This window comes from Mariniluteicoccus endophyticus, assembly GCF_054780035.1.
Genome location: NZ_BAAGXC010000010.1, coordinates 113,560 through 125,780 on the forward strand (window position 1 = coordinate 113,560; position 12,221 = coordinate 125,780).

10 protein-coding genes are annotated in these 12,221 nt (G+C 70.3%); 7 read left to right on the forward strand and 3 right to left on the reverse strand.

Annotated features, from left to right (window positions below; genetic code table 11):
• Positions 1 to 64 precede the first annotated feature (64 nt).
• From ACYVGD_RS03475 to ACYVGD_RS03485, 3 genes are all read left to right on the forward strand, one after another.
• Positions 65 to 466, forward strand: coding sequence for an NUDIX hydrolase (locus ACYVGD_RS03475; RefSeq protein WP_460741596.1), 402 nt, complete (start codon positions 65 to 67; stop codon positions 464 to 466).
• Positions 466 to 1,002: a DUF1697 domain-containing protein gene (locus tag ACYVGD_RS03480; RefSeq protein ID WP_460741597.1), complete on the forward strand. Its 537-nt coding sequence runs from the start codon at positions 466 to 468 to the stop codon at positions 1,000 to 1,002. The genes ACYVGD_RS03475 and ACYVGD_RS03480 overlap by 1 nt, the downstream gene beginning before the upstream one ends.
• A 122-nt stretch (positions 1,003 to 1,124) precedes the next feature.
• Positions 1,125 to 5,105, forward strand: a complete 3,981-nt coding sequence (locus tag ACYVGD_RS03485; RefSeq protein WP_460741598.1) for a metallophosphoesterase — start codon at positions 1,125 to 1,127, stop codon at positions 5,103 to 5,105.
• Between the two features lie 72 nt (positions 5,106 to 5,177).
• On the opposite strand, the gene ACYVGD_RS03490 is transcribed toward ACYVGD_RS03485, so the two are convergent.
• Entirely contained in the window at positions 5,178 to 6,380 is a 1,203-nt protein-coding gene (locus ACYVGD_RS03490; RefSeq protein WP_460741599.1) for an ATP-binding protein, read from the reverse strand.
• A gap of 119 nt (positions 6,381 to 6,499) precedes the next feature.
• On the opposite strand from ACYVGD_RS03490, the gene ACYVGD_RS03495 reads away from it, so the two are divergent.
• Positions 6,500 to 6,637 (forward strand): hypothetical protein, encoded by a 138-nt coding sequence (locus ACYVGD_RS03495; RefSeq protein ID WP_460741600.1) that lies wholly within the window; start codon positions 6,500 to 6,502, stop codon positions 6,635 to 6,637.
• 3 nt (positions 6,638 to 6,640) lie between these two features.
• Here ACYVGD_RS03495 and ACYVGD_RS03500 read toward each other — a convergent pair whose 3' ends face one another.
• Positions 6,641 to 7,057: an acyl-CoA thioesterase gene (locus ACYVGD_RS03500; RefSeq protein WP_460741608.1), complete on the reverse strand. Its 417-nt coding sequence runs from the start codon at positions 7,055 to 7,057 to the stop codon at positions 6,641 to 6,643.
• Between the two features lie 74 nt (positions 7,058 to 7,131).
• Here ACYVGD_RS03500 and modA point away from each other — a divergent pair, with 74 nt between their 5' ends.
• From modA to ACYVGD_RS03515, 3 genes are read left to right on the forward strand one after another with little or no spacing between them, the layout of a single operon-like run.
• Entirely contained in the window at positions 7,132 to 7,899 is a 768-nt protein-coding gene (modA, locus tag ACYVGD_RS03505; RefSeq protein ID WP_460741601.1) for a molybdate ABC transporter substrate-binding protein, read from the forward strand.
• Positions 7,896 to 8,663, forward strand: coding sequence for an ABC transporter permease (locus tag ACYVGD_RS03510; RefSeq protein WP_460741602.1), 768 nt, complete (start codon positions 7,896 to 7,898; stop codon positions 8,661 to 8,663). Before modA ends, ACYVGD_RS03510 begins: the two co-directional genes overlap by 4 nt.
• A complete protein-coding gene (locus ACYVGD_RS03515) occupies positions 8,660 to 9,703 on the forward strand; it encodes a sulfate/molybdate ABC transporter ATP-binding protein (protein WP_460741603.1) in 1,044 nt (347 codons plus the stop codon). The genes ACYVGD_RS03510 and ACYVGD_RS03515 overlap by 4 nt, the downstream gene beginning before the upstream one ends.
• Positions 9,704 to 9,922: 219 nt before the next feature.
• On the opposite strand, the gene ACYVGD_RS03520 is transcribed toward ACYVGD_RS03515, so the two are convergent.
• Entirely contained in the window at positions 9,923 to 11,464 is a 1,542-nt protein-coding gene (locus tag ACYVGD_RS03520; RefSeq protein WP_460741604.1) for an HNH endonuclease signature motif containing protein, read from the reverse strand.
• Positions 11,465 to 12,221 lie beyond the last annotated feature (757 nt).

Consider the following 12,221-nt stretch of genomic DNA (forward strand, 5'->3'; position numbering starts at 1 on the left):
AGTTGCCGCAAGCGCGCGGCACCCTTCACGCGGTCAAGTACCCGGGTGCCGATACGGTGACGACATGTCCGTGATCCGTGTGAGCGCTGTCGTCATCACCGACGCGGCTGGACGAGTCCTGACCGTCCGCAAACGGGGCACCGCGCGCTTCATGCTGCCGGGGGGCAAGCCCGAGCCGGGCGAGTCGCCCGCCGAGTGCCTGGTACGCGAGATCGCTGAGGAGGTCGGGCTGACCGTGGCGTACGCCGACCTGACTCACCTCGGCCGGTTCAGCGAGGCCGCGGCGAACGAGCCGGGGATGGTCGTCGAAGGTGAAGTCTTCATCCACCGACCACCCATCGATCCGGCTGCGGTGGCGGTTGCGTCCGAGATCGCCGAGCTGCGGTGGCTGGATCCCACCGGCGAGCTGCCCGATGACCTGGCCCCGCTGCTGGAGGTCTCGGTCCTGCCCCTGCTGGCGCGCTGATGACCACCTGGATCGCCTTCCTGCGGGCCATCAATCTCGGTGCGCGCAGGAAGTTCTCGTCCGCCGCGGTGCGCGCGGCCACCGAGGCCGCCGGATTCGCGGATGTCGACACCCACATCAACACCGGCAACGTCCGATTCTCCACGACGCTGCGCTCACCGGAGAAGGTCGCGGCGGCGCTGGAGGCGGCGTACCTGGCCGACCGGGGCTTCGAGGTGCCGGTCGTGCTACTGACCCCCGCCGAGGTGCGCGAGGTTGCCGACTCGCTCGACGAGGTAGCCGACGGCCACGTGGGCAACCATTACGTGTCGTTCCTCAAGGTAGCGCCGACCGCAGAGGTAGCCACCGCCCTCGAGGCCCTGTCGGGCGCCCATGAGCGTGTGGTGGTGCGCGGCCGCGCCGTCCACCTACTTGTCGGCAACGCCTATCGCGACGCGAAGATCACCAACACGGTCATCGAGCGCGTCGCCGGGGTGGCGACGAACCGCAACCGGCGCGTCGTCGAGGCGATCTCCACGAAGTGGGCCGCCTCGTGAGCGGGCGAGAGGTCTGCTCGTCATTTTCATGCTCCGTTCTCACTGAGTTCACCTTTTGACACCGCATCATTCGATGCTGCCGCTAGCGTCCGTCTGCCCCTCCAACAGAAGGATCCCCCCCCATGAGATCTCGTCTCCCCGCGGGCGTCGCAGCGGCCTCCTTGGCCCTAGCCGGCGTCACCATCCCCGCCCATGCCCAAGGCCCCACCCTGTTCCCGGAGGAGGGGGCCACCGTCGGCGGCCACGTCCTCGTCTCCGCCAGTGGTGACGGAGTGCGGCTCTCCGTCGACGGTGCCGAGATCGCCGGGAGCCGCAGTCTGGGCACCGGCGAGGCGATGTTCACGTTCGAGGCCGGTGGCTCGAACCTCGAGGTCAAATACAACAACTGGGTCGACGTCAACGGCCACCGCATCGTGCTCGACCAGTCGGGTACGGGTTACCAGCAGGTGGGCGTGCGCGTTCCCGAGGCGTTCCTCGTGCCCGGCGCGAACACGCTGCGCATCGGTGCCGGCGCCATCACCGCGGGTTGCGGCATCAATCACGATGACTTCACCCTTCGGAACTTCAGGCTGAAGCTCGCCGACGGCACCGTGCTCGCCCCCTCGAACTTCACCGGCACCGGTTCCACCAACTTCGGCGACGGCAACTGCGGCGACAACACCTCCAGGCCCCTGACCAAGGACATCGTCTTCACGGTCGCGAAGGACGCCGCCGGTACGACGACCGTGGGGTCGTGGGACTCCACCAAGGCCGCCGACGGACGCCACGTGGTCACCGCGGTCGCCGCTGACGGGCGTACCGAGCACGGGTTCACCGTCGACAACACCGCTCCTTCTCTGGCCAACTCCGTGCCCGCCCGTGGCCAGGTGGTCGAGCAACCGGTCCGGCTGACGACGGAGCTGACAGATGCGGCCGGCGTGACGGGTGTCGTCCGCCTCCTCGACGGCAATGCGATCGACGAGGGCGACCTCATCGACCCGCGCCTGCTGACCGTGGGCCGTCACGTGCTCCGCGTCGACGCCATGGATGCCGGCGGCAACGTCTCGCGCACCGAGGTGCCCTTCGACGTCGCCCGGGCTGCCGGGGTCACGCTCACTCCCTTTGAGGGCGACGTGCTGAACCATGACCTGCCGCTGTTCGGTGTACCCGCCAACCCGGCTGATCCCGTGGTGAAGTTGGATCTCGACGGCGCACCAGTCGAAACCCGGCCGACCCTCGCCGGCGCGGACGTCGAGTTCGTGTTCGAGGCCGGCGGCTCCAACCTCGAGAAGAGCTTCGGCAACCGCCTCATCGTCAACGGGACCCCGGTGGTCATCGGCCAAGATGGCTCCAACTTCGCCACGGTCAGGGTGCGCATCCCCCGCCAGCTCCTCGTGCAGGGAGCCAATGACATCGTGCTGGAGGCAGGCGGCCGGGAGAGCGACTGCGGCGTCAACTTCGACGACTTCCAGGTGCGCAACGTCCGTCTCGACCTGGGTGGGGGTGCGATCCTCACCCAGCCCGAGTACGCCACCGTCGTCGGTTTCGGCGACGGGACCTGTGGGTCGAACGCGAGCTACGTGCTGTCCAAGACGTATTCGTTCGACATCTCCGAGACCTCGTCCTCTGGAGGTCTGGGAGCCGTGGTCGACTCGAGGAAGTTGGCCGATGGTGAGCATCGGGTGACCGCGACGTTGCAGTCTGGCCGCGCCATCACCCACGCCTTCCGCGTTGACAACACCGGGCCGGTCGTGACCGCGTCGACGCCCGCCGACAACGCCGTCGTCCGTGCCGACTTCACGCCCGCAGCGACGCTCGAGGATGCTGGCTCCGGAGTCTGGGGTCGTCCGCAGGTCTTCGTTGACGACGCCATCGTCGCCCCTGGCGCGACCCTCAAGGTCGCCGACCTGCGTGCCGGTGCCCACACGCTGCGCGTCGAGGGCTTCGACCGGTTGGGCAACAAGACCAGCCAGACGCAGGCCTTCACCGTCGTCGCGAGCACGCCCGACCGTCCGGAGCTGGTCTCGCCCGCTGATGGCGCCACCGTGACCGGCGGCCCGCTGGTCGCGAAAGTCAGTGACCCTGCTGGAGATCCGCTGGAGACGCGATTCCACATCGGACTCGAGAACCGTGCGAGCGCGGCGTGGAACGGCACGTCGGACCAGCTGCCTGCCGGTCCCGAGGTGGCCGCAGGCGCGGCTCCGCTCGGCGCCCCGTTGGCGTCGACTCCCGGCCGCCAGCAGTCCTGGCAGCGCTTCGAGGTCCCCGTGACCTCGACGACCGGCCTCCGGGTTTCCTGGCGCGGCCAGCTCGACCCCGCCCGCCTCGCGACGGCGTACGCCTGGAACACGGTGACGAAGTCCTGGGACGCGCTCGGCAGCACGCGGGGCCGCGGCCAGGGTGACGCATCCATCAGCGCCCGGGCCCGTGCCGAGCACGTCGACAACGGCACCATCCACCTGCTCGTCGCCGCCAGCGATCCCTTCGCCGACGACATCCCGAACAGGCCGGACGGCCAGTTCGGGGACCCGGCTGGCTACGACTTCTCACTCGTGCACTTCACAGACACGCAGTACCTGTCCGAGGGGGCGACCGACCCGGCCACGACGGATGGAGAGCGTGCCCGCTGGGCGAAGGGATACAGCGACATCGTGAACTGGATCGTCGCCAACCGCGAGCAGCGCAAGATCGCGTATGTCGCACACACCGGCGATGTGGGCGAGCACTGGAACACCGGGGCCACGGACCAGTCGGTCATCGAGCGCGAGCACGTGTTCGCCTCCGCGCAGCAGAAGGTTCTAGACGACGCAGGCATCCTTCCGGGCAACCACGACAACCTCGGCGGCAAGGACGCGGAGGGCACTCAGTTCAACAAGCACTTCGGACCCGCGCGCTACGAGGCGTTGTCGCAGCGGGCCGGGGGATTCTACGCCGGACCATGGAAACCGGGCGACAACCAGAACCATGTCGACCTGTTCTCGGCTGGCGGCCTCGACTTCGCCGCTATCTACGTGGGTTACGGTGTGACGCCCGAGGAGTTCGCCTGGCTGGAGCAGCAGATCCAGAAGTACGCGGGCCGCAACGTCATCATCATGGCCCACGACATCCTGAACCCGAGCTACCAGCCTGACGGGCGCAACGCGGCGCTGGCCAATCCCGATGGGCCAGCCCTGCGGGAGCTGATGGCGAAATACCCGCAGGTGGTCCTCGCCCTGTGCGGACACACCCACGGTGTGGGCCTGAACGTGCGCCAGCAGGGTGAGAACAACCAGTCGAAGGTCGTGGAGATGCTGGCGGACTACCAGTTCTACAAGGTAGACGGCAAGCGCGGTCTGGGCGGATTTCTGCGCCTGCTGCAGTTCGACGTCAAGCGGGGCGAGCTCACCGTCGACTCCTATTCCCCGTCGTTGGATAGCTTCCGGGCGCGCGACTACGACGACCTCAAAGGAACCCGCAACTACGACGGCCGCGAGGACGAGTTCACTGTTCCGGTGAACCTGTCCAGCCGCATGACCTCGTTGACCACCTCCGCGGTCAGCGTCGTCACCGAGCAGGTGGCGGCGCCGGCCACCCCGCAGGCGCGCACGGCGGGGGTGCGCGCGGCCCAGCCGCCGATCACGCTGCCCGCCGGACGGGTCGCCAGCGGGGTGCAGACCCAGGTGGAGATCCCGGCTGATCTGGCACCGGGGTCCTACGTGTGGTGGGTCGACACCACCAACACGCTCGGCAACGTGGCGGTGAGCGAGGTCCGGCAGTTCACGCTGCGGGCGGCACCCAGCCCGACGCCCACACCGATGCCTCCAACACCGCCGGGGAATACTGGCTCGGCCGCGCCCGTCACGCCCAACCCGACCGTCCCGGCGTCGTCGCAGGCCCCGGTGCCGTCGCAGGCCCCGGTGCCGTCGCAGGCCCCGGTGTCGTCGCAGGCCCCGACGTCGTCGCAGGCCCCGCGCGCGACGTCCGGAAGCCGGCCGGGTGGGCCCTCCATGCCGCCTCCCGCCGGTTCTGCACCCACGACTGGGGACTTGGCCAGCACCGGCGCTGACGCCACCGCGGGCGTCGCGGCAGTGCTGGGCCTGGCGGCCATTCTCGCGGGTGTGGCCGTGCTTCGCCGCCGCGGCTGAACCAATGCGTCGACCCCCGGCGAGCCCCGCTCGCCGGGGGGGTCGACGCACGTCAGGCGACCGGCCCCCGGGTCAAGAGTTCGCCCGCAGGTATTTCCCGAAGTGGGGGACCGTGAACGCGATTCGACCGCGCTCGCCGGAATAGATCAGGCCCTTCTTCAAAAGCGCGTCGCGGGCGGGTGACAGCGACTGGGGCTTGCGCTCCAGGTGGGCGGCCACGTCGGCCGTCGCGACGGTGTCGACGGGGTCGTCGGCGCCCGACTGGGCGTGCGCCACCTCGGCGATCGCGTGCAGGTATTCACGCTCACCGGGCGTCGCGCGCTCGAACCGCGAGCCGAAGAAGCCGACGGCGAGCTCCTCCTCGGCGTGCGGGGCACCGAGCTCCACGTCGTGGGAGGTGATGGGCGACTCGGGTGCGACGTCCCACGTCGCCTTGCCGTACGCCTGGATGAAGTAGGGGTAGCCGCCCGTCGCCGCGTAGAGGGCCTCGAGCGCGTCCTCGGTGAACTCGGCGCCCTCGTCCCGGGCCGGGGACTGGAGGGCCTGGAACGCGGCCTCACGGGTGAGACGGTCGATGCGCTGGTACTTGAACAGACGCTCCGAGTAGGACTTCGACGCCGACAGGACGGCCGGCACGTGGGGCAGGCCCGCGCCGACGACGATGACCGGCAGTCCGTTCTGCGACAGCTCGTGGCAGGCGGCGCACAGCGCGGACACGTCGGGCGCGGCGAGGTCCTGCATCTCGTCGATGAAGATCGCGATGCCCTTCTGGACGTCCTGGGCGAGCCCACCCGCGTCGGTGAGGAGCTCGACGAGGTCGATTTCGATGTCGCCCGAGTCGGCCCGGCCGATCGTCGGCGGGACCTCGATGCCGGGCTGCCAGCGGTCCTTCAGCTTCGCGTTCGACGGGGAGTCCTTCAGCGCGAACGACTTCACGACACCCAGCACGTGGGCGACGTCGTCACCCGAGGGGTGGCCGAGCTCACGGATCGCGGTGTGCAGCGCAGCGCTGATCGGGCGGCGCAGGCCCTGGTCGGGGCGGGCCTCGAACTTGCCGGAGCCCCACCCCGCCCGCACTGCGGCCGAGCGCAGCGTGTTCAGCAGCACCGTCTTGCCGACGCCGCGCAGGCCCGTCAGGACGATCGAGCGTTCGGGGCGCCCCTTGGCCACGCGCTCGAGGACGACGTCGAAGGCGCGCAATTGCTCGTCGCGGCCTGCGAGCTCGGGCGGCCGTTGGCCGGCGCCGGGGGCGTACGGGTTGTTGATCGGATCCACGATCGAACCATATGGGAATCTCTAGCGATTCCGTGAGACTTGGGCATAGGGGCCCATCGTGTCGGCTCGCCCCGGTCTCGCGGGGTCGTGAGGAGGAGCAGCAGCGCGCGGCCACGCCCATGCCGGCGCCTGCGGCCGGGACGCCCGATGCCGTCGAGCCCGGGTACTGGCACCTCCGCGTACGCCGTCGTGACGTGCCCCGGCCGGAGCGCGACCCCGAGGAGCACTACTGGCTCGACCTGACCCGGCCGCCCTGAGGGTCACGACCTCCGCGGGATCGGGCCGAAGCGCTGCGGGATGCGGTCGCGGTCGAACGTGACGGTGTCGTAGCCGTGCTCCAGCGGGCGGCCCTCGGCGTCCAGGCTGACGAACACGATCCTGTCGATCGTCAGGATGGTCTCGCGGGTGAAGATGTTGCGTACCTCGCACCGCAGCGTCAGCGACGTGCGGCCGAACCTCACGACCTGGAGACCCATCTCGATCAGGTCGCCCTGCCAGGCGGACGACACGAAGTTGATCTCCGACATGAACTTGGTGACGCAGCGTTCGTTGCCGAGCTGGATGATCGCGTAGATCGCAGCTTCTTCGTCGATCCAGCGCAGCAGCGAGCCGCCGAACAGTGTGCCGTTGGCGTTGAGGTCCTCGGGGCGGACCCACTTGCGGGTGTGGAAGTTCATCCGGTTCACGCAGCAATCCTAGGACGGACCATCTCTGGCGCATGTGCGTGAACAATTGGGCATATGATCCGCACATGCGTATTTCTGCCGTGGTCTCCGCTGCCCTGCTCACTCTGTCGGCCGCGGCCTGTTCGTCCGGCTCGGCGGGCACCGGGCGAACGACCACGCCGCAGGCTCCGGTGAAGGTGTACGCCGCGGCGTCGCTGCAGCAGGTGTTCACCGAGCTCGGTGAGGGCTACAGGGCCGAGACCGGGACCCCGGTCGAGCTGTCGTTCGGCGGCTCGTCCGACCTCGTCACCCAGCTTGCCAACGGCGCCCCGGGCGACGTGCTCGCCACCGCCGACGAGGCCAACATGAAGAAGGCCATCGACGGGAAGCTCGTCACGGCCCAGCCCACGGTGTTCGCCACCAACACGCTCGTCATCGCCGTCGCCAACGGCAACCCGAAGGGGATCTCCGCGTACGCCGATCTCGCGAAGCCCGGTGTGACCCTCGTACGCTGTGCCCCGCAGGTGCCGTGCGGCGCCGCCGCCCAGAAGGTCGAGAAGGCCGCGGGCGTCACGACCAAGCCCGTCTCGGAGGAGAACTCGGTGACCGACGTGCTCGGCAAGGTCAGCTCCGGTCAGGCGGACACCGGCCTGGTGTATGCGACCGACGTCGCCCGCTCCGGCGGGAAGGCGCAGGCCGTGGAGTTCGCCGAGTCGTCCGGCGTCGTGAACCGCTACCCGATCGCCCCCCTCGCCGCGGTCAAGAACAACGCCGGTGCACAGGGATTCGTCGCGTACGTCACCGGCCCGAAGGGCCAGGAGGCCCTCGCGAAGGCGGGCTTCGGCAAGCCGTGACCCGACTCCCGCGCTGGATCCTCATCCCCGCCGCGGCGGGGGCGCTGCTGGTCCTCCTGCCGCTGGCGGCGATGTTGCTGCAGGTCGACTGGCCCGCGCTGCCCGCGCTGCTCGGCTCACCGCCGTCTGTCGCGGCGCTGCTGCTGAGCCTGCGTACGGCGCTGGCCTCCACGGTGCTGTGCGTGGTGCTGGGGGTGCCGCTCGCGCTGCTGCAGGCGCGCTCGGACCTCCCGGGGCGCCGCGTGCTCCGTACGCTCGTGCTCCTGCCTCTGGTGCTGCCGCCGGTCGTCGGCGGAATCGCGCTGCTCAGCGCGTTCGGCCGACAGGGCCTGCTCGGACAGTGGTTCGAGGTGATGGGCGTACGCATCGCCTTCTCGACGACCGCCGTCGTGCTGGCGCAGGTGTTCGTGTCGCTCCCGTTCCTGGTGCTGTCGCTGGAGGGGGCGCTGCGTACCGCCGATGCACGGTTCGAGACGGTGGCGGCGACGCTGGGTGCCGCACCCGGTGTGGTGCTGCGGCGGGTGACGTTGCCGCTGGTCGCGCCAGGCCTGGCGTCCGGGGCGGTGCTGGCGTTCGCGCGCTCGCTCGGCGAGTTCGGCGCGACGCTGACGTTCGCCGGGTCGATGCAAGGAGTGACGCGCACGCTGCCGCTGGAGATCTACCTGCAGCGCGAGGCCGACCCGGACGCCGCGGTGGCCCTGTCGCTGCTGCTGGTCGTCGTCGCCGGCGTCATCGTGGCCGCGACGCACCGGGAGGCGCGATGAGCCTGCAGGCCACCCTCGCCCATGCCGTACGCGGCGTCTCCGTCACACTCGACGTGCCGAGCGGGACGACCCTGGCGCTCGTCGGACCGAACGGTGCCGGCAAGTCGACCGTCCTCGGCGGCCTCGTCGGGACCGTGCCGCCGGACGTCGGTTCGTCGGTCGTGCTGGAGGGGACTGAAGTCGCGGAGGTGGCGATCCACCGGCGGCGGATCGCCCTGCTGGGGCAGGAGCCGTTGCTGTTCCCGCACCTCACGCTGCTCGAGAACGTGGCCTTCGGACCGCGTGCGGCGGGTGTCGGCCGGGCGCAGGCGCGGGCCGCGGCCGCCGAGCTGTTGGAGCTGGTCGGCGTCGGGGATCTCGGTGGGCGTCGCCCGCCGGAGGTTTCGGGCGGTCAGGCGCAGCGGGCGGCGATCGCCCGTGCACTGGCGACGGAGCCCGCGCTGCTGCTGCTCGACGAGCCGCTCGCCGCACTGGATGCGGAGGTCGCGCCCGAGCTGAGGCAGGTGCTGCGCCGGGTCCTCGCCGGCCGTACCACCGTGCTGATTACCCACGACCTTCTGGATGCGCTGGCGATCGCCGACACCGTTGCCGTCATGGAGGCCGGACGGATCGTGGAGCAGGGTCCCGCCGCCGAGGTCCTCGCCCGCCCGACCAGTGCATTCGGCGCACGGTTTGCCGGCGTGAACCTGGTTGCGGGCACGCTCACGACCCGCGACGGGGAGGGCGAGCTGGTGGCCGGGTCCACCCGCGTGCACGGGCTCGGCGACGGCGTCACGGGAGCCGCCGTCGCGCTGTTCCGGCCCGCAGTGGTGTCCGTGCACGCCGTGGCGCCCCAGGGAAGCCCCCGAAACGTCTTCGAGGCCGTCGTCGACTCGCTCGAGGCGCATGGATCGGGCGTACGTGTCGTCACCGCCCATCCCGACCTCGGCCGGGTCGCCGCCGACGTCACGGCTGCAGCCACCGCCGAGCTCGGCCTCGAGCCGGGCGCGACCGTGTGGCTGGCGGTGAAGGCGCAGGCGGTGGAGCTCGTGGCGCGCTAGGTGACCCGCCCACCCCGACCTCGGCCGGGTCGCGGCCGACGTCACGGCTGCAGCCCCCGCCGAGCTCGCTCTGGAGCCGGCGCGGCCGTGTGGCTGGCGGTGAAGGCGCAGGCGGTGGCGATCGCCGCGCGCCAGGCGATCCGCCGCTCCCACACCCGCACACAACCTCCAGATGTGGCACCGCCTTGCCGCCACGGTTGGGCCCGCGCCGCGCCCGGATCACGCACAGCGAGGTTGGTCCGACTCGGATCCTGAGTCCCCGTCCCCGTTGCGACTCAGCCGCAACCGGTGGCGCAGGTGGAGCCGTGGTCTGCGTACAGGGTCGAGTGCCCGCGGCGGCAGGAACTCGGGCAGCCCGCTGTCGCCGATGCGTACCTCCCAGCGGTCGGGGTTGTCGGGACGATGGGGATCGGGCTCGACCAGAGCGTGGTGGTGGGGGCACAGCAGGACCCCGTTGTCGAGGGTCGTCGGACCACCTGCGACCCAGGGGACGATGTGATGGCCATGGGTCGCGCGCGGCGGGCGCTCGCACCCCGGGAAGACGCATCCGCCGTCGCGAGCGATCAGGGCTGCGCGGATCTCGTCGGTGAACAGGCGCTTCTGGCGTGCGACGTGGACGGGGTTGCCCAGTGCGTCGACGACCATCGTGACGAGGTCGGCGTCACAGGCCAGCCGGCGTACCTCCGTGGAGGACAGCGACTCACCCGCCAGCTCGACAGGTCGATCCCGGCCGGTGAGCACGGCCATCGGGACGGTCAGGTTGATCCGCGGGCGGTCGGCGGCGAGGGCCGGGGTGCGGCAGGCGTCCGCGTACGCCTGGGCGATCTCGACGAGCGCATCGGCGCGCGCACGGGCGCGTGACGCGCGACCGCCGCACAGGCCGCAGCCCACACCCGGGCACGAAGGCCCGCACTGTGGCATCAGGTGGTCGAACCACGCCCGGCACGCCGCGCACGCGGCCTCCGGCCGACCGTCCCCGCAGCCGGGGTCCCCGCAACTGGGCAGGGAGTCCTGGCCAGGAGGGACGGAGGCCAGCGCACGGTGTCTCTCGCCCACCGCATCGAGCAGGCAGGCGAGCTGTTCGCCCTCGGTGAGCGGAAGCAGGCCGCGTACCTTCACCCCGCCGTTGCCGTCGGGGATCAGGTGGAGCTCGCGGGCGTTGCGCGCCGCCCGTTGCTGGCGGTCGAGGCGCTGTTCGAGCAGCTCGTCGGCGTGGTCGGGGTCGACGACCTCGACGAGCCTGTTGCCGAGCACCTGGAGCTCGCGGGGATCGAACTCGGCCGCATAGTCGATCATGGTCGCCTCGGCCTGTTGTTGTTGGCTCGTGGAGAGGTCGGCGGGGAGCAGCCTCAGTGCCTTCGTGATGGCGTCGGCCTGGCGCGGCGCGACCTGTCCCGAAGCCATGGCCCACCAGACGGCGGGCTGGCCGGTTGTCTCGACCGCACCGCGCACCACGGCTCGGGCCTGGGCGTGGGTGTGACCGCGCTGTTCCCGCAGCCAGGCGGTCGTCGTGACGCCGTGCTCACGTCCGGCCGCGTCCCGTGTCTCGACCGCGGCGACGACGAGTCGCTGGGCGGCTTCCACCACCGTGGCCAGCACCCCGACGCGCTGGGCCAGCTCGAGCAGCTGGGCGTCGGTGAGCAGCCCGAGGTCAGGAGTCCTCACGTGGTCGTGGATGGACGAGAGCGCCGTGAGCAGCAGCTCGGTCGACGCGGTGACCGCCGACGGAAGGGTCGGCGCAGGAGCAGCAGCAGCGGACATGGTTCACCTCCGAACGTCAGAAGCGAGGGGGCGGGTGGTGGGTTCAAGTCTGGTGATCGGGTCTGACAATTCCTGTCCGGCGGGACCATCGGAGGTGCCGCCGCGACGAGAACCAGCCTGCCGAACGGGTCCGACAATTCCTGTGCCGGTTGGGGACGCAAGCGTTGATCACCGGGCGTTCAACCAGAGTTCGCCTCGGTGACATAGCGGTGTCCGGCCGCGGGTGACCACAATGTGGCGCGTGTTGAACCACTGGTCAGGTACCCCCGTCCGACTTGTCGCAGGCGGCATGCTCGTCCTCGCGGCCACAGGCTGTACGCCCTCGAAATCCACGCCTGCCGAAGGCGTGACCCCAGGGATCCCCACCGCCACCATGCCTGCGACGAGTAGTACGCCCAGCAGCGGGCCCACGGTCACCGGCGCACCGTCCAAGAGTCAATCCGCGACAACCGCCGAACTCTCGACAGAGGAGTTCACGCGCCGTGCCCAAGGGGCCTATCAGACGGCGTTCGATGAATTCGAGCGCATGGCCTGGGCGGGTGGAGCAGCCGAGCCATCCCCCAAGTTGTTGGAGGTAGCCGAGGGTAAATACGTCGAGAAGTACATGAGCGTCCTCAGGCAGCAGAAGACTGACGGGGCGCAGCTCAAGGGCACCTCGTCGACCACTCGAAGCAAGTTCCTCGAGAGGCCCGTGGGCCGCCCCCGTCATTCGGTCCGGACGGTGTGTGAGTCGTCGGTTTCGATTTGATGGGTGCAT

Excerpts from the sequence above, each read along its gene's own strand:
- ACYVGD_RS03475 (WP_460741596.1), top strand. The coding sequence starts at position 65 with ATGTCCGTGATCCGTGTGAGCGCTGTCGTCATCACCGACGCGGCTGGA.
- ACYVGD_RS03480 (WP_460741597.1), top strand. The coding sequence starts at position 466 with ATGACCACCTGGATCGCCTTCCTGCGGGCCATCAATCTCGGTGCGCGC.
- ACYVGD_RS03485 (WP_460741598.1), top strand. The coding sequence starts at position 1,125 with ATGAGATCTCGTCTCCCCGCGGGCGTCGCAGCGGCCTCCTTGGCCCTA.
- ACYVGD_RS03495 (WP_460741600.1), top strand. The coding sequence starts at position 6,500 with ATGCCGGCGCCTGCGGCCGGGACGCCCGATGCCGTCGAGCCCGGGTAC.
- ACYVGD_RS03500 (WP_460741608.1), bottom strand. The coding sequence starts at position 7,057 with ATGAACTTCCACACCCGCAAGTGGGTCCGCCCCGAGGACCTCAACGCC.
- modA (WP_460741601.1), top strand. The coding sequence starts at position 7,132 with ATGCGTATTTCTGCCGTGGTCTCCGCTGCCCTGCTCACTCTGTCGGCC.
- ACYVGD_RS03515 (WP_460741603.1), top strand. The coding sequence starts at position 8,660 with ATGAGCCTGCAGGCCACCCTCGCCCATGCCGTACGCGGCGTCTCCGTC.
- ACYVGD_RS03520 (WP_460741604.1), bottom strand. The coding sequence starts at position 11,464 with ATGTCCGCTGCTGCTGCTCCTGCGCCGACCCTTCCGTCGGCGGTCACC.